We start from the raw sequence: 20,897 nt of genomic DNA, 5'->3' as shown, positions 1-20,897 counted from the left end.
CAAGAATAGAGAATATGGGTTCCCTTTTATACTCTTCGTCTCAAACTGCGGATATATACCCGGTGTCGGAATTATTTTTGCGTCATCGTCTCCAGGTAGTGGAAGAATTGTGGGAGTCAGTTCTCCGGCAAGAATGCGGTCAAAACATGGTAGATTTGTTGCGCCAGCTGCGTGATTTATGTTCGCCAGAAGGACAAGCAACAAATGACCAAGCATCCTCAGCCGTCAAATTAATTGAACAACTAAATATCAACGAAGCAATTCGCGCGGCTCGTGCTTTCGCTCTGTATTTTCAGTTGATTAACATCATTGAGCAGGAATATGAACAAAGGCAGCAATTGAGTCGGTATGAGGCAGAAACAGAGGCTATAGAGCCAGAAACAGCAGCCAATGTTAACTATTCGTCTAATCAAAGAGAAGATGACGCGCCTGTTAGCAAGGGAATAGCAGCAGCCTTCCTTAGAAAGAATTATCTCGAAAAGGCGCAAGTCAAACCAAAAGGTACTTTTGCTGCCTTGTTTCCCTATTTATTCAAACTGAATGTACCACCCCAGCAAATTCAACGTCTAATTGCACATCTGGATGTGCGCTTAGTTTTCACAGCACATCCGACGGAAATTGTTCGTCATACCATCCGGGATAAGCAGCGACAGGTGGTACAACTTTTGCAAAAACTGGATACCTTGGAAAACCATTCTGGGACTACGCCAGGAGCATATCCTTGGGAAGCAGTAGATGTCCGCGAACAATTGCTCGAGGAGATTCGCCTGTGGTGGCGTACAGACGAACTTCATCAGTTCAAACCCACAGTGCTAGATGAAGTAGATTATGCCCTGCACTACTTCCAAGAAGTTTTATTTGATGGCATTCCGCAACTGTATAAACGTTTCAAACATACCTTATCCAATACCTTTCCTTGGCTAGAACCACCAAGTAAAAACTTTTGCTCTTTTGGCTCTTGGGTAGGTTCAGACAGAGACGGGAACCCATCAGTCACACCCGAAATCACCTGGAAAACGGCTTGCTATCAGCGCAAAATGGTGATCGGAAGATATATTCAGTCAGTGAAAAATCTGATTGAATTGTTGAGTGTGTCGATGCACTGGAGTGATGTTTTACCAGACTTACTGGAATCTCTAGAATTGGATCAGTCCCAGTTGAGCGAGGTATATGACGCACTGGCGCTGCGTTATCGACAAGAACCCTATCGGCTGAAACTGGCTTATGTTCTGAAACGGTTGGAAAATACTCGCGATCGCAATCTAGCTTTGTACAATCGGGAAACGCCAACAAATCAAGATAGCCCCCTGTATCGTTCGGGAGCCGATTTTTTAGCAGAACTGCGAATGATTCAGCGCAACTTGACAGAAACAGGTTTAAGTTGTCGAGATTTAGAAAATCTGATCTGTCAGGTAGAAATTTTTGGCTTTAACTTGACACAGTTAGATATCCGCCAAGAATCATCCCGTCACGCCGATGCGCTCAACGAGATCCTCGAATACCTGCAAATATTACCCCAACCTTACAACGAACTATCTGAGGAGCAAAGAGTTGCTTGGCTCACAGGCGAACTGCAAACCCGTCGGCCACTAATTCCGGCAGAATTGCCATTTTCGGAAAAAACCAACGATGTAATTGAAACCTTTCGCGTCGTGCGATCGCTCCAACAAGAATTTGGTCTCAACATCTGCCAAACTTACATTATCAGCATGTGCCGCGACGTGAGCGACGTGCTGGAAGTACTACTGTTAGCCAAAGAAGCCAGACTTTTTGACCCCGCCATTGCCGTCGGAACTATTCAAGTAGTCCCCCTATTTGAGACAGTAGAAGATTTACAACGCTCCAGAAGCGTCATGCGGAAACTATTTGAACTGCCGTTATATCGCGCTTTATTAGCTGGTGGTTACGAACAGACAAAAGCAGAGGATACCAATGAAAATTCACCCTCCCCTGCTTCCCTGCTCCCCTGCTCCCCTGCCTCCACCTCCTCCGTCACCCCCAACTTGCAAGAAGTAATGCTGGGGTATTCTGACAGCAACAAAGACTCTGGTTTTTTAAGCAGCAACTGGGAAATTCATAAAGCTCAAAAATCACTGCAACAAATAGCAGAAAACTACGATCTGAATTTGCGGATTTTCCACGGCCGCGGCGGTTCTGTGGGACGGGGTGGCGGCCCCGCTTACGAGGCGATTTTGGCTCAACCAGGTCATAGTATCAATGGGCGAATCAAGATTACCGAACAAGGAGAAGTTTTAGCTTCCAAATATTCCTTGTTGGACTTAGCTTTGTACCACATGGAAACCATCACCACTGCTGTGATTCAAGCCAGCCTGCTGCGGACAGGGTTTGATGATATTGAACCCTGGAATGAGATTATGGAAGAATTAGCAGCGCGATCGCGTCAACATTATCGTGCTTTAATCTACGAACAGCCTGATTTTGTTGATTTCTTCCACGAAGTAACTCCCATTGAAGAAATTAGCCAGTTGCAAATTAGTTCCCGTCCCGCACGCCGTCCATCTGGTAAGAAAGATTTAAGCAGTCTGCGAGCTATTCCTTGGGTATTTAGCTGGACACAAACTCGCTTTTTACTTCCTTCCTGGTATGGCGTTGGCACAGCATTACAAGAATTCTTGAACGCAGAACCAGAAGAACACTTGAAATTGCTACGCTACTTTTACGTTAAGTGGCCCTTTTTCAAGATGGTGATTTCTAAGGCCGAGATGACTTTGGCAAAAGTAGATATGCAAATGGCACACCACTACGTCCAAGAACTCTCAAAACCAGAAGATCAACTTCGTTTTGCCAAGGTGTTTGACCAAATTGCTAGCGAGTTCTATCTGACAAGGGATTTGGTGTTAAAAATCACCGATCACAATCGACTGTTAGATGGCGATCCTGTATTGCAACGATCTGTGCAGTTACGCAATGGCACAATTGTCCCCTTGGGATTTATCCAAGTTTCACTACTCAAGCGTCTACGGCAGTCCCAAAATACTACTGCTACTTCTGGAGTAATTCATTCTCGTTATAGCAAAGGCGAGTTACTGCGAGGAGCATTGTTAACTATCAATGGTATTGCAGCCGGGATGAGAAATACAGGTTGATGGGAGTCCGGGAGCAGGGGAAGCAGGAGGGAAGCAGGGAGCGGAGCGGAAGTTGCAGTAAGCATTTCTCCTTTGCCCCTCCGCCTCTTCCCAATGCCCAATGCCCGAATGTTTATTAAAACATCTAACTTGGATTCACGCAGGGGTAACAAACATCTACTATTGAATCATTGTTCCCATAACCCAGTTCAATGCGTAGTTTCTTCCCAGTAAGGCGGATTACCAAATCGTTTGATTAAAAAATCGATAAATGCTTTGACCCGCAGCGAATTTCTGCGATTTGGCAAATAAAGCGCATAAATGCCCATATCTATACTGGTTTGGGGATATACTTGACAATCGGTTAGCACTGCTTGCAACTTTCCTTTTCGGATGTCTTCACCAATTAACCAAGTTGGCATCAAAATCAGACCCGTCCCATCCAAACAGACTTGGCGGAGTACCTCAGAATTACTTGATATTAAGGAACCACTTACTTTAACCTCACAAAATTCGGTATCTCGTTTGAATCGCCAGATATCATACCCCATGAAATAAGTAAACAATAGACAGTTATGATTTGCTAACTCGTCTGGATGTTTGGGTTTACCATGCTGTTTGAAATACGTTGAACTACCGCAAACGAGGCGTGTATACGAGGCAATCTTACGCAAAATTAGATTTGCTCCAGACCGATCGAGATTTCCAATGCGGATTACAATATCTAAATCTTCTTCCACCAAGTTAGACAATCCATCGCTCAATCTCAAATCTAGCTTTACTTCTGGATACTGAACAAAAAAATCATTGACAATAGGTGCAATATGCAGTCTTCCAAAGGCAACTGGTACGCTGACTTTCAATAGTCCGCGTGGAATATCCTGCTCCATCACACACTGGTTTGCTTCCTCCACATCTTGCAAAATGCGAACTGCCTTATCGTAATATTTACGACCTTGCGCCGTAAGGGTAACGCTGCGAGTTGAGCGGTTGAGTAGTTGGGTATTGAGCATTTCTTCCAGAGCATTTACTTGGCGAGTCACAGAAGATACTGCCATCTGCATCTGTCGTGCAGCTTCAGAAAATCCGTCAGTTTCTACCACTTTGACGAAAGCACGCATCGCTGCAAATTGATCCATCTGTTTCCCTATACTTTTGCATAAAACGCAAAGGTGTTTGGCATATTAGCTCTATTATCATTCTTTATGGATGGAGTTATCGTTAAGAGGTCAGAAATTAATGCAAAGAAACCCGTGACCTTAACAATTGAAATCACTTCAGACTTTATCTGTCCCTGGTGTTTGGTGGTAGATAAACGACTCGATCGAGCAATTGAGCAACTAAAATCTCCGGTTAAGATTAAACGCCTTTGGTATCCGTTCGAGTTAAACCCCACCATGCCAGAAGCAGGGATGGATCGTAAAACCTACCGTTCTAACAAGTTTGGTAGTTGGGAATATTCACAAGCGCTAGATGCTCAAACGATGCAGGCGGCTACCCATGACGGTATTGAATTTCGCTATGACTTAATGCAGGTTACTCCAAATACTCTAAAAGCTCATCGCTTGAGTTGGTTTGCCGAGCTTGAAGGCAAAGCGACAGAAATGGTAGAGCGGATTTTGAACGCTTACTTTATGCAAGGAAAAGATATTACCGATGTCGAAACTCTAGTTAAACTTGCAGCGGAAGTTGGGTTAAATGCTGACAAAGTTAGAGCATTTCTACATTCTAATGAAGGAGTTGAGGAAGTAAAAGCCCTAGAGGAGCAGGCAGCAAGCCGGAATATAAGGGGAGTACCGTCGATCAAAATTGGTCGAGAAACGATTGTTGGAGCGCAAAGCGTTGATGTTTTTTTGACAGCCTTACAAACTGCGGTAAATGAATTAGAAGCCGTATAACAAAATACAAGGGGTTCAATGACTATAAAACCAACAGGTAATCGAGCAATTATTATTGGTGGATCGCTCGGCGGTTTGTTTGCAGGAATTATGCTGCGCTCTATTGGTTGGGATGTAGATATTTACGAACGCTCTGATCGCAATCTTGATAGTCGCGGTGGTGGCGTTGTACTACAAAGCGATGTTATTGAAGCCTTTGAGGGCGCAGGTATCTCTACTCAATCGCTGGGCGTAACAGCGCACGAACGTTATTACCTAAACTCCGATGGTAGTGTTAACCAACCGATGCCAATGCGTCAAATGTTGACCTCTTGGAATTTGCTTTACGGTTCTATGCGTCGGCATTTTCCCTTTGAGCATTATCATTACAGCAAATACTTAACCGATATTCAGCAAAACGGCGAACAGGTTACAGCAATCTTTGCTGACGGAACTCATGACACAGCAGATTTATTGATTGGTGCAGATGGCCCAAATTCGACTGTGCGACAACACTTCCTACCAGATGTTCATTATCTTTACGCGGGATATGTCGCTTATCGGGGACTTGTGAACGAAAATGAACTGGAATCAGATGCGGCTACTTTGTTTACAGAACGATTTGTGTTCTATCAATTTCCCAACTCTCACATACTGCAATATGTGATTCCGGGCGACCACGAATCTTTAGTACCTGGAGAACGCCGCTTTAACTGGGTTTGGTATGTCAATTACGATGAGATAACCGAACTACCTCGTATTTTGACAGACAAGGAAGGCAAACATCGGGATTATTCTATTCCACCCGGAATGTTAGCACCAGCAGTGGAGCAGGAGATGCGTTTATATGCCAATACGGTACTAGCTCCCCCATTCCAGAAACTTGTTGCTGCAACTCAAGAGCCTTTTGTCCAGGCGATTTTAGACTTGGGAGTGCCACAAATGACCTTTGAACGGGTGGCGCTAATTGGCGATGCTGCCTTTATTCCCCGTCCCCATACGGCAGCAAGTACCGCAAAAGCGGCGGCTAATGCAATTTCTCTTGCTCAGGCGTTAGTTAGATACAACCATAATGTTATTAAAGCTTTGCCAGCTTGGGAGCCGAGTCAACTAGCTTATGGCAGACAACTTATGGCATCCGGTCAGCAAATGGGCGATCGCTCTCAATTTAGTTATGGCACAAGTCGATTTGGTGAAAATTTAGATCCTCTCCAACAAAAAGCGTAGAGTAAACTGATTTAAACTACTTCAGGAAACTAAAATGCCACAATTGGAGAGTAAAAAACAAGTTCCCTTAATGAGTTTGAATCGTTTTGAGGCATTTAGTGATGGTGTATTTGCAATTGCGGTGACTTTGCTTGTGATTGAAATTAAAGCACCTGACCTATCTCAAGCAACCTCCTCTGAAGCTGTTGCTAAACTACTCCAAGTATTTCCTCACGTTTTGAGCTATGCCACCAGTTTTATTGTTATTGGCGTAATTTGGATTAATCATCATGCACTCTTTCATTTCATAAAAAGAGTTGATCGCACTATTTTAGTAATCAACTTACTTTTATTAATGTGCGTTGCTTTTATCCCCTATCCTACGGCGCTTATTGGTGAATATGGAACCTCGCTACCCGTGGTTGTTTTTTATGGACTGACACTAGCACTGACTGGATTTGCTTACAATGCGCTCTGGTTTTATGTTGTCCGTCGGTACATTACGAGTGAAAAAATCATCCACCAAAAAACTGTTCAAAAAGCAACTATTTGGACTCTTAGTTATCCAATTTCTTATCTTGTTGCCGCAGGCTTGGCTTTTATCAATATCAACTTGAGCATTGTACTTTATATCCTTATTCCCTCGTTCTATCTTTTGCCTGGAATTATCGACAAGCAATTGATGGAACAAGTCTGAAGTAATCGGACAGACTTGTCCCAAGTAACTATTGAGGAATTAGCATTGTAAGTAGTGAGACATAAAAAATTATAAGATAAGAGGGGACAGTAATAGATGCTAGAAAATGCCTTCGCCATTAAGAATTCGGTTGACTCCAGAAGAAGACAAAACGTTGCAGGAGTTAAGCCTTGCAGATAATGTACCTGGAAGAGTCATTTAGGAGAGCGATCGGATTAGGGCTGAATGGAGATGGGTTAACAGTTCCTGAGATTGCTTGTCATCTCAAGATTTATGAGCATACAGTTCGAGCGACATTACGTCGATGGGAAAAAATAGGATTAGGTGGATTATGGGAAGCGCCTGGACGTGGAGGAAAACGCAAATGGAGTTTAGAGGATATTCACGCGATTGAACAATGGTTAGGTGAAGAGGGCAGCTATACAAGCCGTCAACTAGAAGAACCTTTGGCTGTTGAGCGTGGAATCTCGCTCAGTAGTAGACAAGTTAGCCGAATAAAACTAAGGATTCTACCTTAACTTAGTGCCATTCGCCCTAATGACTAATGATAAAAAACAGAATTTTAATTTGCACTTTTTTGGCGCTGTCATCAGGTTTTTTTGGTGCTTACACCAGTGGGCAAATCACCATAATGCTGCATAGCCAAAAGTGTCAAAACCAACCTTGGGGTTTAAAGGAGATGTGCAACGCTTGGATAACACCAGGAGCCATATGGCAAGGTAGCACAACAGGACTTTGGACAGGCACTATCTTAGGGGCGTTTGTTGGCGGCTTGGTAACACGCCAAACTCGTGATTAGTTTTGGCGAATAGAATTCGCGCCTACACAAACAAAGCCCACCTGCGTGGGCTAAGAGAAAATTAAGGTTTTTTAACCCACCAAGGTGGGTTTTACCTATCGGTGAACCTATAGCAAAAAAGCCAGTAGGCAGGTTTGGCGTCAACAAGGCTGGTAAAATCTACCCATAGCGAAGAAGAGTAAATTACCATGCCTACCGAAACTAACCCAGGAAATCAAACTACTACAGGGGCTGATGCGATTGATGAAGCGATCGCACAGGGAATTGATTTTGATGGTTCTCCCATTCCACCTGCCAAGCTAGAACTTTATGGTAAAGTTATGGCGCTAGAAGGCAATAGACAGCGCAGTGGTGTATCTAATACGATGCGATCGCGCATTGTGCGAATTGGCGCAAAACACATTCCCCAAGCAGAACTCGACCAATTACTCGTAGATGCTGGTTTCGCACCCCTAAAAGAGAAAGAAATTGCCTTTTTCTATAGTGGTAAATAAAGTTAGGAGTTAGGAGTTCGTTGAGATAAGAGACTCTAGCGATGTCTGGCGACAAACTCTGACACTCCTTCGCACAGCGTAATGCTGCTAATTCCCTACCGCCACACGTCTGGGCTTAACACATCAATTCAATTTTTTACCTCACACATCCCAAATTGCCATCTGTATTTTGGCTTCTTGAGTTTTTTTCCATCGCGTCGAAAAGTGTATCTTCAGCAAGATATTGTCAACTTTGCCTTGTGTTTGAATTGGCAGGTGGCTATATGTACTTAATTAATGGCTGAAAGACTCGGAGAACACATGTCAGGAACTACGTCAAATTCAGAAATGCAATACCGAGTTATCGGCAGTACAGGAGAGAAAGTTTCTGCTATCGGATTGGGTGGTTGGCACATTGCCTTGAAGCACGTTGATGAGCAAATGGGTATCCGCATTGTTAGAACAGCCATCGATCGTGGCATCACCTTTATGGATAACAGTTGGGATTACAACGGTGGAGTCAGCGAGATTCGCATGGGAAAAGCGCTACGCGATCGCTACCGGGATAAAGTTTTTCTGATGACGAAAATTGATGGTCGCTCTAAAAAAGAAGCTGCAAAACAATTAGACGAATCACTCAAACGCCTGCAAGTTGATTGCATCGATCTCGTTCAGCATCACGAAATGATTCGATACGAAGACCCCCATCGAATTTTCGACCCAGAAGGGGCAAATGCTGCCTTCATTGAGGCGCGAGAAGCTGGAAAACTCCGATACATCGGCTTCACTGGGCACAAAGATCCCCATATTCATCTACATACGCTGGAAGTTGCAGCCGCTCACGGGTTTAAATTTGATACAGTGCAAATGCCGTTGAATGTCATGGATGCCCACTACCGGAGTTTTGCAAAGCTGGTTGTACCAGAACTTGTGAAACAAAATATCGGCGTTTTGGGGATGAAAAGCTTGGCAAACGGTATTCTTTTACGGTCAAAAACTGTAACGCCAATTGAGTGTTTACACTATGCTTTGAATCTACCCACATCGGTTGTGATTACTGGAATTGACAGCATGGAGATTTTAGAGCAAGCTTTTGAAGCAGTGCGGACGTTCCAGCCAATGAATGACGAGCAGGTGCGATCGCTCTTAGCAAAAACGGCAGAAGCGGCATCACGTGGCGAGTTTGAGCCGTTCAAAACCTCATCAATCTTCGACAGCACTGCCCAAAATCCAGATTGGCTGGGAGAGGAGCCAGAGCGCATCCAGCAATTGATGTCAGCGTGATGCTTTCTTAGTGTTGTCTGTGGAGGAAGTTCACACATCGACTATGCTACCACTGATATCTTTCTGGTTTCATTCGCTCCCAAGCAAAATTCATTTTTACCCAAGCATCCCGCCAGTAACTTTTAAAACTATGTCCTCCGGCTTTGAGTGCGCGATGATGACCAATCCAGACTAGAATCACTGGTACATAGTAAAGAAATTGCTGCATAAGATAAGTGAGCTTCCGTAACCATGCAGGGCGGTTTTTGTGTAGAACTGCTAAACGCTCGTATTGAAAACGAATATGCTTTACTTCGTCTCTCAATATTTGTTGACACAACTGCTTTAGAACTGGGGAATTTGTGGCGTTTTGAATTGCTTTGTAATAGACCAATGCTAGAGTCTCAACCATGATGACCGGAGTTGTCCAAATCTCTATCATTGGGATTGCATAGCGTATTTTCCGAAACAGCGTGTCGCCCCAGTTACGCTGCAACCGAGGGATTTGGGCAAGGTCAAGAAACCGTCCTAAGTCGCCTCCGTGACGTTGTTCTTCTTTGATGAATAGTTCAATTACATCAACATATCTGGGATCTTTGATGCGCTGTGCATAGTTTTGAGCAGTAGCCACTAAGTGCAACCCATCTGATGTCTCACCCAACTGCCAAGCTGCTAAAGAATCTGCTATGGCATTCTGTTCAGCCTCTGTGATTTCTGCACCCCGCTTCCAAGGGATTTCTAATTGAAACTCAGCATTGGCTTTGTAGTAGGTGTACCACTCATCAGATGTTGTGATTGAAGACAAGGTAGGTAACAGCTTATGAGGATTCATTAAAACTCCAGATGTGTGTAGCATTGTATTGTTTTAATGATTCCCAAAACTTACTGTAAACTCCTTAGATTGTAATTGCGATCGCCACGCTATCTAATGCAACCTCCTGCAATGCCATTGTTTCGCCTAACAATGCCATTGTTTCGCCTGACAATGCCATTGTTTCGCCTGACAATGCCATTGTTTCGCCTGACAATGCGATTGTTTCGCCTAACAATGCGATTGTTTCGCCTAACAATGCGATTGTTTCGACCTGCAAAAATTAACTCACGCTTTTTTTAACCTTGTTCTATCTAAAAATCTCACTTTACTGTTAGTTTTTTTGTTCTAATGGGCACATTAAATATATACTCTAGATCAGTATGTATATATGCCCGCCCAAGATAAAACCCGTCGTTTGCCTTCTCAGTCAATTAGTCAAGATATAAACTCATTGCACGGTTTGCAAACCATTAGCACATACAACACAACCCGTACTGATGCCTCTGTAGCAAACTTACAGCAAGCTTATCAAGCTATGTTGGCGCAGCAACAAGCCGAAACTGAAAAACTAACTTTATATCGTGCTGCTGCTGATGCTGCACGATTGGCAGAATGGGAATTTCACAATGCTGTATTAGCAATGAAAGAAGTGATTCGCGGTCAATATGGCTCAGATAGCGATCAAGCTCAAGCCGTTGGACTGAAAAAAAAATCAGAACGCAAGCGTCCCAATCGTAAAAAGTCAGTTGCGATGGCGTAACCGCCCCCTGGAAGCGATCGCAAGTTAATTAACTGAAGGGCGATCGCTAATTTTTCTGTCGGTGCGTTAGCGTAGCTCACCGTAGGTATCGCCCATGTTCAAAAACTGTAAACTGTTGAATTCGACCTTTAATTACCAGGAAATAATCTTTACTCAAAACTCAATCTATCAAAATAGTGAATTCATTTCATAACTATTGATGCAAGAACTTCTATCTAGGGATCGATATGGCTAATAAGCTAAATGAAGTAGAAATAGTATACTAAATCACATGAGATTGTATTGTATGAAATTGAATTATGTTACAAAACAGCTTTCCACGGTAAAACGCTGGATGGCTACAACACTGTTTTGTATGTTAGCGATCGCTTTTGTTTGGCAAGGTGCATTTTTCTCGAACACCTCAGCAATGGCTGCTCCTGCTGGAACCTTGATTGCATATGATGATGCAGATCGCGCTCAAGATAAAGCTAATAGAGATGCTGGACGAACCAAAAATTTCATTGATGAGACGGCAGATAAAGTTAAGGACGCTGCCAAGAGCAATGCCAATAAAGTTGACCAATCAACAGACAATGGTAGTTTTATTGAGCGTAAAGCCAAGAAAGATGCCGCTACAATTCAGAGAAGAGCAAATGAAGATGCATCTCGTACTAAAGAAGCAGTAGACAACACAAAGAATGTTGTTGAACGTACTGTTGAAAACATTAAGGATGCTTTTGGTAAATAGAGGTATATATATATAGCAATCCCATTGGATTTGCGAAAACCGAAAGCTTGAAATTTCCGACTTCTTAAAGAAGTCGGAAATATTGTTGTTTGTGAATAATTTTGGAAAGTCTCAGGTTATGTGAATATTATTACAGCAATTTACAGGTATTCAAACCATTATGGTAGGGTAGCACAGCTAGTTTTGCTTCACTACAAGGGATTGTACTTAAAATCTACTAATTACCCGGACATTATATTTAGATAAAAGAATCGAGTAGCTTTAGATACATGTTTTCATAGCTATAGGAACTTGCGATCGCTGATAAAATTAGCTGCTGTCACCGCAGAAGAGTAGAAACTATTGTTAAATATTTACTAGCAATTATGCTAGATATATAGTTGTAAATAAAATATTTGACTTTCTTTTGTACTAACTTAAGATGGCAAAATTGAGTAATCTGCTTAAAAAACTTCCGCAAATTACTCTTAATAAACTTGTTTTTCTATACGCGTTGCAGGCTATATTTAAGTAGCATTACCCATTAAAAAATGTGTTATAACTTTAACTGATTGCGACCTTATTTGACGAATTGTTAATGGTTAACAGATTTTTCACCATTATCAATTAAGAAGTTATACTTTCCACTACAACTTAGTAACAATGTAAGAGTTTGATTCTGTGGACAACCCGACCGTGGGAAAATCAAAATACCGAGACTCGAAGTTAGAGAGGAAAACCTTATAATATGCATCTGAGCGAAATCACCCATCCTAATCAGTTGCACGGTTTGTCTGTTCGCCAACTGCAACAGATTGCCCGTCAGATTCGAGATAAGCATCTTCAAACAGTAGCAGTTAATGGTGGACACTTGGGGCCAGGGTTGGGTGTTGTCGAATTAACACTAGGACTTTACCAAACACTGGACTTAGATCGAGATAAAGTGATTTGGGATGTAGGACACCAAGCTTATCCCCACAAACTGCTTACAGGACGTTACGATCGCTTCCACACCCTCAGACAAAAAGACGGAGTTGCGGGCTATCTCAAGCGGGGTGAAAACAAGTTTGACCACTTTGGGGCTGGACACGCTTCTACAAGTATTTCAGCAGCATTGGGCATGGCTTTAGCGCGAGACTTGAAAGGGGAAAAATTTAAAGCCGTTGCTGTGATTGGCGATGGCGCACTGACTGGAGGCATGGCTTTAGAAGCGATCAATCATGCCGGACACATGCCGAAAACTAACCTGTTAGTTGTTCTCAATGACAACGACATGTCCATATCTCGCAACGTCGGCGCGATTCCTCGCTATCTCAACAAAATGCGCCTCAGCCAACCGGTGCAATTTATTAAAGATAATCTTGAGGAACAGTTTAAGCAAATTCCTTTCGTTGGCGAATCCCTTTCCCCTGAACTCGGACGCATCAAAGAAGGTATGAAGCGCTTGGCGGTTCCGAAGGTAGGTGCAGTTTTTGAAGAACTCGGCTTTACCTACATTGGGCCAGTAGACGGGCATAATCTCGAAGAATTGATTGCCACCTTCCAACAAGCACATCAGATACCAGGCCCAGTTTTGGTACATGTGGCAACAGTCAAAGGCAAAGGTTATGAAATTGCCGAACTAGATCAAGTTGGCTACCACGCCCAAAGCCCCTTCAATGTCGCAACTGGCAAAGCCATTCCTTCTAATAAACCCAAACCTCCGGCTTATGCCAAAGTCTTTTCTCACACTCTGGTAAAACTTGCCGAACAAAACCCGAAAATCGTCGGCATTACTGCGGCTATGGCAACGGGGACAGGTTTAGATAAACTTCAAGCAAAACTGCCGAATCAATATATAGATGTCGGCATTGCGGAACAACACGCAATTACCCTAGCAGCAGGACTTGCAACCGAAGGTATGCGCCCCGTTGCTGCTATTTATTCCACCTTCTTGCAACGTGCCTACGACCAGATAATTCATGATGTCTGCATCCAAAACCTGCCAGTATTCTTCTGCTTGGATCGGGCAGGAATCGTGGGATCTGATGGCCCCACCCACCAAGGTATGTATGATATTGCCTATCTGCGTTGCATTCCCAACATGGTAATCATGGCACCCAAAGACGAGGCAGAACTGCAAAGCATGGTAGTAACTGGTGTTGAGCATACCAGCGGGCCGATCGCAATGCGTTATCCTCGTGGTAATGGCTACGGTGTTCCCTTGATGGAGGAAGGTTGGGAACCTTTGGAAATCGGCAAAGGCGAGATTCTGCGTACAGGCGATGATGTGTTAATCGTTGCTTATGGCACAATGGTCTATCCAGGAATGCAAGCCGCAGAAATTCTCAGCGAACATGGCATTGAAGCAACTGTAATTAATGCGCGTTTCGTTAAGCCTTTGGATACCGAGTTGATTTTGCCTTTAGCTAAGAAAATCGGTCGTGTTGTCACCTTAGAAGAAGGCTGTGTGATGGGTGGCTTTGGTTCTGCCATCGCTGAAGCTTTACTAGATGCAGATATTCTCGTTCCTGTCAAGCGATTCGGTGTACCAGATGTATTGGTAGATCATGCTGAACCCAATGAATCTAAGACAGAACTCGGTTTAACTAGTCATCAAATAGCAGAGAGAGTGTTGCAAGCTTTCTTTAAGCAACAAGTATCTGCTGTGGTTTAGTTAATTTTGTTTAACTACATCCTCTACTTCCTAGAATAATCTTATAAAAATAACCTCTAAAACAGGGGTTATTTTTTTGAGTATCAATTTCTCTAGCAACTAATGAAAATTAGCTATGAAAATACCAATAACATACCAAATTAAGACTGAGCGCTGTATCCTCAGATGTGTCTCTTCCCAAGATATTCCATACGTGTTTTCGGCTACGCAGTTTCCAGGTTTTAACGACGGTATGCCTTGGGAACCTCCAGAATTCATCGAAGAACTTCACGAACACCTTCAACAAAGTTTGCAATCTTGGGAATCTCATTTAGCCTATACTTTCACAATTCAATGCGCTAGTACTAGTAGATTTATCGGGAGAATTTCTATTAGAAAAAATCATGAATTAGCTCGGATTTGGAATCTCGGTTTTTGGACACATCCAGAACACCAAAGTCAAGGTTATATGACAGAAGCAGCTCAAGCTATTATCAAGTTTGGTTTCACGGTTTTGGCAGCAGATCGTATTGAAGCGTACCATGCTTTATGGAATAGGAGTAGTGAGAAAGTATTAAAACAAATTGGGATGCAATTTATTCGCTATATTCCAGAGGGTTTTCAGAAGCGTAACCAGTGGGTGGAGGTAAATTTATTGGCAATTGAAAGAAAAGATTGGCAGACTTCATCCTTTAGCTGACACCAATGTAGCGTGTTAAACTACCAAAGTGCTAACAAGCACTCATTAGCGATTTGATGCTTATTAACCAACTCTTTCTATGACAGCTTCTACAAACCAGGTTTATCCCATTATTTGGCACAATGACTCAGTGTCACTAATTGACCAAACTCGCTTACCAAACGAATATACATTTGTGGAAATTCACCGCAGTGAAGATATGGCGCGGGCAATTAAAACCATGATTGTGCGAGGTGCGCCTGCAATTGGTGTGGCTGCGGCTTATGGAATGTATCTTGGTGCTAGAGAAATTGAAACAAGCGATCGCCACGAATTTTTAGATAACTTAGATAAAGTAGCCCAGTTGTTGCGTTCTACTCGTCCAACAGCGGTAAATTTATTTTGGGCAATTAGCCGGATGATCAAAACTGCCTACGAAACGCTGGGAACAGTAGAAGATATCAAGCAAACCCTTTTCCAAACAGCCCAAGCAATCAACATAGAAGATTTACAAACCTGTCAAGCGATCGGCGACAATGGTTTGGCAGTCTTGCCCAATACGCCACAAAAGCTGAGGCTGCTTACTCACTGTAACGCTGGGGCGCTAGCTACTGCTGGATATGGCACTGCTTTAGGTGTGGTACGTTCTGCTTGGAGGGAAGGACGTTTAGAACGTTTATTTGCCGACGAAACCCGTCCCCGCTTACAAGGTGCAAAACTCACCACTTGGGAATGTGTGCAAGAAGGGATTCCAGTAACATTAATTACTGATAATATGGCAGCCCATTGCATGAAACAGGGTTTGATTCATGCTGTAGTTGTAGGTGCAGATCGCATTGCTGCCAATGGTGACACTGCCAATAAAATTGGTACATATAGTGTAGCGATCGCAGCTAAAGCACATAATATACCCTTCTTTGTGGCTGCACCCCTTTCTACCATTGATTTTGAATTAGCTGATGGCAGCAAAATTCCCATTGAAGAACGCGAACCAACAGAAATCTATCAAGTTGGTGATACTATTCTTACACCTGAAGGTGTAGATTTTTACAATCCAGCTTTTGATGTGACTCCGGCTGAGTTGATTACAGCAATCATTACAGAGAATGGAGCGATCGCACCTGATAAATTAGCGAAATCACAGTTAAAGCAATTAGTGTAATTGACGATCTCTTTACTAATAGTCTGTTAAGCGAAGTTTGAAGGGTAAAGGAACGAACCGCATTCGCGTTAGCGTCTCCCCTTGGGAGAAGGACACAAAGAAAGCAAAGGAAGAAAAGAGAGAAATACAAAGTTCATTTTAAACAATACAGCAAAGAAGACAGTCAATAACTCAAATGCGATCGTAGATAATTTTTGACCTCACACCTGGGGTCTACTACGATCGCTCCCACTGGCAATGACTCAATCAGAAAGGACATAATCCTTTCCTGATTGAAAAAATTTAGTCAGTTTGAAATGACCAGGTAATGTCAGATTCCATGATATTGCCACCCAAGTCTTTTAAACCATTTGCCCCGCCTTGAATTGTGACAGTGTAGGTTGTGTAATTTTTTAAAGGACTCGTGGGTGTAAGTGTCGCTGTGAAGTTCTTGTTGTCATAACGAACCTGGACGGGTACAAGTTTATTATCGCTATCACGCATCTCAAACCTATTTTCTATAGAATTTAAATCTATACTCTCGTTAAAGATGGCTATAATGGGGGATTGTATTTTGACATTGGTCTCATTCTTGGGGGGCGTAGTCTTAATCAATTTTGGTGGGGTTATGTCCAATGATGTCGATGAAGGTGAGGGTGGTTTTTTATTAGCAAGGTCAGTAAAAAACATTGTGGAAGAGGCGATAATGGCTGCAACAATAGTTGCCACTGCACCTATTGTTGCCACTAAGATAGGTACTGAGGCGTCTTTATTTTGTCGACTCATAGATTTCGTCTATCTAAATTTTACAAAGTTAAATCCTTTTCCGAAGTCGTATGCTATTCATCGTTAATAGTTGATGACTTTTTGCAGCTTTTCTTGCTGTTATCTTGTGAGATATTTCTTGACTGGCATGGGGCTAGATGCTTATTTATCTAATTCCTATTTTTTTATGCAAATTAAAAGTACAACAGTTTAGAAGTGAACCTCTCCATCGCTTGAACTAAAGTTTAATTATTTCCCTCTCCGAATCGGAGAGGGACAGGTTTTGCGTAGTAAAACCAGGGAGAGGTCTTTTATTAGACTAATTAGCCCTAGTGTATTTAACCAAAATGCTGAATAATTGCCTCGGCAAATTCAGAACATTTTAAAGGTTCAACTGGCGGTTCTAGCAACCGGGCTAAATCGTAGGTGACTTGACTACTCGCGATCGCATCGCTTAAACCTTTCTTAACTAAGTCTGCCGCTTCTTGCCAACCCAGAAATTCCAGCATCATCACACCAGACAAAATTACTGAACCAGGATTAATCCGATCTAAACCGGCGTGTTTGGGTGCAGTGCCGTGGGTAGCTTCAAATATGGCACTAGAATCACCAATATTTGCGCCTGGCCCCATTCCCAATCCCCCAACAATTGCAGCAGCCGCATCAGACAAGTAATCGCCGTTCAAGTTCATAGTCGCCAAAATCGAATACTCATCCGGTCTGGTTTGGATTTGTTGAAAAATACTGTCAGCAATCCGATCATTCACTAAAACTTTATCTTTCCATTTGCCATCGCCGTGGGTTGCCCAAATTGTGTTAAGAACAGTTTCAACTTCCTTGACAATTTCCGCTTTCTTCTCTTCGGTGAGACTATCAAACCCAGGATCAATTTGGCGGGCGTTTTCTTCCAAGGAAATATTTGGATTTTTCTCCTTGTTACTCAAAATCCAAGATTCCCGTTCAATGACAGTTTCTTGGCGAAATTCACTGGTTGCTAGTTCATAACCCCAATCGCGGAAAGCCCCTTCGGTGTACTTCATGATGTTGCCCTTATGCACCAAAGTCACCTGTTGCTTGTGTTTGGGTAATAGCAAAGCGTGTTTGATGGCACGTCTGACCAGGCGTTGAGAACCAGTTTTGCTGATGGGTTTGATGCCAATACCAGAATCAAGAGGAATGCGTTTTTTCCCATGTTCTGGGGTGGCGGGGATCAGTTCTTCATTGAGAATTTTAATTAAGCGATCGCCGATTTCACTACCTTGTCGCCACTCAATGCCTAAATAAATATCTTCTGTATTTTCCCGATAAACAATTACATCCAGCTTTTCGGGATTTTTGTGGGGTGAGGGTGTACCTGCATAGTAACGGCAAGGACGCACGCAGGCATACAAGTCAAAAATTTGCCGCAGGGCTACATTTAAAGAACGAATTCCCCCACCGATCGGAGTAGTTAAAGGCCCTTTAATAGCTACACCATATTCTTCAATTGCTGTTAGAGTATCTTGAGGTAAATACTGGTAGGTACCGTATAAATCACAGGCTTCATCACCAGCGTAAACCTTAAACCAGCTAATTTGACGCTGACCCTTATATGCTTTGGCTACAGCAGCATCAAGAACTTTTTGGGTAGCAGGCCAGATATCTATACCTGTACCATCACCCCGAATAAAGGGGATAATTGGATTTTCTGGTACGATTGGTTCACCATTTTTGAAGGTGATTTTTGCTCCGGCTGCGGGGGGGGTAATCTTTTCGTACATCGTTCACACACTCCTAATCGATATGCTGCTATTCAAAAAATCTTTATGTGGCAGGCTTGTATATTTTGCTATGTCTTTTGTTCACCAAGCTATAAAGCACAGATTTTCCCCCTATTCCCCTTGTACATTATTTGGGGATTAAGTGTGGGATTTCAGTGAAGCGATCGCAATTTTGTACGATCAAAAATAGTAAACTACTTTTCGCTATCAGTGCTTCACTTTGGAGAATGCCCGATAGCTTACCGCTCTTTCACTGACCGTTAACACAAGAATGGCATGACAGACCCAATGATTTTATCAGGCCCTGCTAATGACATCGACTCCCTCCGACTACCGTTAATCGCTGGGTCTGAAAAAGTCCAACAACAGATAATCCCACAATTAGCTGAGTTGGGTAATGAGGGATTAGACGTGTTGATGGAATTTTTACTGAAACGACGTGAGAACCCAGCGACTTGGGTTGATGGCAAAGCTTACCAAGTCCTTTATAACTCTGATGCACCTCAAGTCAAAGAATTTTTGCGCTCCTCTTTTCCTGAGGGAATTGTACCTCTAAAATCAGAGTGCGGGATTAACTACAATTCTTTGCAACAGCTACTTGCTGTTCAAGACTTCCAAGCCGCTGATCGCGTTACCATCGAAAAAATGTGTGAACTATCAGGGCCAACGGCTGTACAACGAAAATGGTTGTATTTTACTGAGGTAGAAAATACCTCGGCTGTTGACTTGCAAACCATTAATAACCTCTGGTTAGTCCACTCCGAAGGTAAATTTGGCTTTTCAGTGCAGCGAGAAATCTGGTTAAGTTTGGGTAAAAATTGGGAGAATTTCTGGCCGAAAATTGGCTGGAAAGCAGGTAATACCTGGACGCGATACCCTAACGAGTTTACCTGGGATTTGAGTGCGCCTAGAGGTCACTTACCCCTCTCTAATCAACTTCGGGGAGTACGAGTATTTGCCTCTTTACTCTCTCACCCAGCTTGGACACAGTTATGAGTTAGAAGTTATTAGTTATGAGTTGAAGAGGTTTTTAATTTAAAACTCAAAACTCAAAACTTAAAATTCCTAACTCCTAACTCCTAACTATTAACTTTAATCAGATAATGGCAAACGTTCGTCTAGAAGATATTAAGCGTAGATTCAATAACGTCACTGCGATCGAGGACATTACCTTTGAAATTCCTGATGGCGAGTTTTGGGTTTTAGTTGGGCCATCGGGTTGTGGTAAGTCTACAATTTTGCGAACGATCGCAGGTTTAGAAACCGCTACATCTGGCAAACTCTTTATTGGCGATCGCTTGGTGAACAATATCCCAGCCAGACAACGGGATGTGGCAATGGTGTTCCAAAACTACGCTCTCTATCCTCACATGAGTGTGGCACAAAACATCGGCTTTGGCTTGCAAATGCGGAAGGTTGACCGAAAAATCATTCAAGAACGGGTGATGAATGTGGCGCGATCGCTTTCTCTCGATCACCTGCTGGATCGTAAACCCAAACAACTTTCGGGGGGACAGCAACAACGAGTAGCATTAGGGAGAGCGATCGCTCGTGAACCCCAAGTGTTTTTACTTGATGAACCTTTATCTAATTTAGATGCTCAATTGCGCGATGATACCAGGGCAGAATTGAAACAACTACATCAAGAATTAGGTATTACAACTATTTACGTCACCCACGATCAAGTTGAAGCGATGACTTTGGCTGATAAAATTGTCGTGCTAAATCGAGGACGGATTCAACAAATTGGCGATCCCCAAACCATTTATGCAAATCCTGCTAATCAGATGGTGGCAAGTTTTTTAGGCAGTCCACCAATGAATATTCTACCTGCAATCTATCAAAATAACGGTTTTGATGTGAGCGGACAGTTATTAACGATTCCAGCAGTTGTGAAAGAAAAATTGCACTTGCGTCAGGGACACAGTTTTGATTTGGGGATTCGTCCAGAGCATATTTTTATTAACGAACCGCCAAGTCGCCAAGAAGGAAATGAGAGTCAGCTGATTGTAGAGGTGAAAGTGGTGGAACCTTTGGGAAGGGAAACTTTGATTCGTGCTGGCTTACCTGGTTCCGCGGTGGTGTTGAATATTCAGGTGAGTGGGGATGTGCATCCGCGTCCAGGCGATCGCCTTTCTCTACAACTTGATTTAAATCATTTGTTTGTATTTGATCCTAAAACTGGGAACAGAATCTTATAAAGAGTTTCTGAAACTGCCAAAAATAATCGCAA

General features: G+C 42.9%; 20 protein-coding genes. 15 read left to right on the top strand and 5 right to left on the bottom strand.

Features of this window, described 5'->3' with window-relative positions; all coding sequences use genetic code 11:
- Window positions 1-14 precede the first annotated feature (14 nt).
- Window positions 15-3,107, top strand: coding sequence for a phosphoenolpyruvate carboxylase (locus HWQ40_RS30205; protein ID WP_292785447.1), 3,093 nt, complete (start codon window positions 15-17; stop codon window positions 3,105-3,107).
- A gap of 188 nt (window positions 3,108-3,295) precedes the next feature.
- Here the strand turns inward: HWQ40_RS30205 and HWQ40_RS30200 are convergent, their stop codons facing one another.
- A complete protein-coding gene (locus HWQ40_RS30200; protein WP_292785445.1) occupies window positions 3,296-4,225 on the bottom strand; it encodes a LysR family transcriptional regulator in 930 nt (309 codons plus the stop codon).
- Window positions 4,226-4,339: 114 nt separating this feature from the next.
- On the opposite strand from HWQ40_RS30200, the gene HWQ40_RS30195 reads away from it, so the two are divergent.
- The 7 genes from HWQ40_RS30195 (at window position 4,340) to HWQ40_RS30165 (ending at window position 9,422) form a co-directional block, all read left to right on the top strand.
- Window positions 4,340-4,984: a DsbA family oxidoreductase gene (locus tag HWQ40_RS30195; protein ID WP_292785443.1), complete on the top strand. Its 645-nt coding sequence runs from the start codon at window positions 4,340-4,342 to the stop codon at window positions 4,982-4,984.
- Between the two features lie 18 nt (window positions 4,985-5,002).
- On the top strand, window positions 5,003-6,190 hold the full coding sequence (locus HWQ40_RS30190) for an FAD binding domain-containing protein (protein ID WP_292785441.1): 1,188 nt from the start codon (window positions 5,003-5,005) through the stop codon (window positions 6,188-6,190).
- A gap of 34 nt (window positions 6,191-6,224) precedes the next feature.
- On the top strand, window positions 6,225-6,866 hold the full coding sequence (locus HWQ40_RS30185) for a TMEM175 family protein (RefSeq protein ID WP_292785439.1): 642 nt from the start codon (window positions 6,225-6,227) through the stop codon (window positions 6,864-6,866).
- 179 nt (window positions 6,867-7,045) lie between these two features.
- Entirely contained in the window at window positions 7,046-7,384 is a 339-nt protein-coding gene (locus HWQ40_RS30180; protein WP_292785529.1) for a helix-turn-helix domain-containing protein, read from the top strand.
- Window positions 7,385-7,410: 26 nt separating this feature from the next.
- Window positions 7,411-7,665 (top strand): hypothetical protein, encoded by a 255-nt coding sequence (locus HWQ40_RS30175; protein ID WP_292785437.1) that lies wholly within the window; start codon window positions 7,411-7,413, stop codon window positions 7,663-7,665.
- A gap of 188 nt (window positions 7,666-7,853) precedes the next feature.
- Complete coding sequence (locus tag HWQ40_RS30170; RefSeq protein ID WP_100898458.1) at window positions 7,854-8,159, top strand: DUF4090 family protein; 306 nt, start codon at window positions 7,854-7,856, stop codon at window positions 8,157-8,159.
- 300 nt (window positions 8,160-8,459) lie between these two features.
- Window positions 8,460-9,422: an aldo/keto reductase gene (locus HWQ40_RS30165; RefSeq protein WP_292785435.1), complete on the top strand. Its 963-nt coding sequence runs from the start codon at window positions 8,460-8,462 to the stop codon at window positions 9,420-9,422.
- 46 nt (window positions 9,423-9,468) lie between these two features.
- Here HWQ40_RS30165 and HWQ40_RS30160 read toward each other — a convergent pair whose 3' ends face one another.
- Together HWQ40_RS30160 and HWQ40_RS30155 are read right to left on the bottom strand one after the other, a co-directional pair.
- Entirely contained in the window at window positions 9,469-10,233 is a 765-nt protein-coding gene (locus HWQ40_RS30160; protein ID WP_292785433.1) for a ferritin-like domain-containing protein, read from the bottom strand.
- Window positions 10,234-10,297: 64 nt separating this feature from the next.
- Window positions 10,298-10,492 (bottom strand): hypothetical protein, encoded by a 195-nt coding sequence (locus HWQ40_RS30155; RefSeq protein ID WP_292785431.1) that lies wholly within the window; start codon window positions 10,490-10,492, stop codon window positions 10,298-10,300.
- 111 nt (window positions 10,493-10,603) lie between these two features.
- On the opposite strand from HWQ40_RS30155, the gene HWQ40_RS30150 reads away from it, so the two are divergent.
- The 5 genes from HWQ40_RS30150 to mtnA all read left to right on the top strand — a co-directional run bounded on the left by HWQ40_RS30150 (window position 10,604) and on the right by mtnA (window position 16,160).
- Window positions 10,604-10,975 (top strand): hypothetical protein, encoded by a 372-nt coding sequence (locus HWQ40_RS30150; protein ID WP_292785429.1) that lies wholly within the window; start codon window positions 10,604-10,606, stop codon window positions 10,973-10,975.
- Between the two features lie 286 nt (window positions 10,976-11,261).
- Window positions 11,262-11,705 (top strand): hypothetical protein, encoded by a 444-nt coding sequence (locus HWQ40_RS30145; protein WP_292785427.1) that lies wholly within the window; start codon window positions 11,262-11,264, stop codon window positions 11,703-11,705.
- A 727-nt stretch (window positions 11,706-12,432) separates the two neighbouring features.
- The gene (gene dxs / locus HWQ40_RS30140; protein ID WP_292785425.1) at window positions 12,433-14,340 is read left to right on the top strand and encodes a 1-deoxy-D-xylulose-5-phosphate synthase; all 1,908 of its coding nucleotides are present in this window, start codon (window positions 12,433-12,435) and stop codon (window positions 14,338-14,340) included.
- 115 nt (window positions 14,341-14,455) lie between these two features.
- Window positions 14,456-15,019: a GNAT family N-acetyltransferase gene (locus tag HWQ40_RS30135; RefSeq protein ID WP_292785423.1), complete on the top strand. Its 564-nt coding sequence runs from the start codon at window positions 14,456-14,458 to the stop codon at window positions 15,017-15,019.
- A 79-nt stretch (window positions 15,020-15,098) separates the two neighbouring features.
- Window positions 15,099-16,160, top strand: coding sequence for an S-methyl-5-thioribose-1-phosphate isomerase (mtnA, locus tag HWQ40_RS30130; RefSeq protein WP_292785421.1), 1,062 nt, complete (start codon window positions 15,099-15,101; stop codon window positions 16,158-16,160).
- A 282-nt stretch (window positions 16,161-16,442) separates the two neighbouring features.
- Here mtnA and HWQ40_RS30125 read toward each other — a convergent pair whose 3' ends face one another.
- Together HWQ40_RS30125 and HWQ40_RS30120 are read right to left on the bottom strand one after the other, a co-directional pair.
- Window positions 16,443-16,925: an Ig-like domain-containing protein gene (locus tag HWQ40_RS30125; RefSeq protein ID WP_292785419.1), complete on the bottom strand. Its 483-nt coding sequence runs from the start codon at window positions 16,923-16,925 to the stop codon at window positions 16,443-16,445.
- Between the two features lie 317 nt (window positions 16,926-17,242).
- Complete coding sequence (locus HWQ40_RS30120) at window positions 17,243-18,664, bottom strand: NADP-dependent isocitrate dehydrogenase (RefSeq protein ID WP_292785417.1); 1,422 nt, start codon at window positions 18,662-18,664, stop codon at window positions 17,243-17,245.
- 276 nt (window positions 18,665-18,940) lie between these two features.
- Here HWQ40_RS30120 and HWQ40_RS30115 point away from each other — a divergent pair, with 276 nt between their 5' ends.
- Window positions 18,941-19,660 (top strand): GUN4 domain-containing protein, encoded by a 720-nt coding sequence (locus HWQ40_RS30115; protein ID WP_292785415.1) that lies wholly within the window; start codon window positions 18,941-18,943, stop codon window positions 19,658-19,660.
- A gap of 107 nt (window positions 19,661-19,767) precedes the next feature.
- Window positions 19,768-20,865 carry an ABC transporter ATP-binding protein gene (locus HWQ40_RS30110; RefSeq protein WP_292785414.1) on the top strand — a complete coding sequence of 366 codons (1,098 nt, stop codon included), beginning with the start codon at window positions 19,768-19,770 and terminating at the stop codon, window positions 20,863-20,865.
- Window positions 20,866-20,897: the final 32 nt, after the last annotated feature.

The organism is Nostoc sp. NMS9 (assembly GCF_017114995.1).
Taxonomy (GTDB): Bacteria; Cyanobacteriota; Cyanobacteriia; order Cyanobacteriales; family Nostocaceae; genus Nostoc.
The sequence above is the reverse complement of the archived record's forward strand: the minus strand, read 5'-3'. Positions and strand labels throughout refer to the sequence as shown.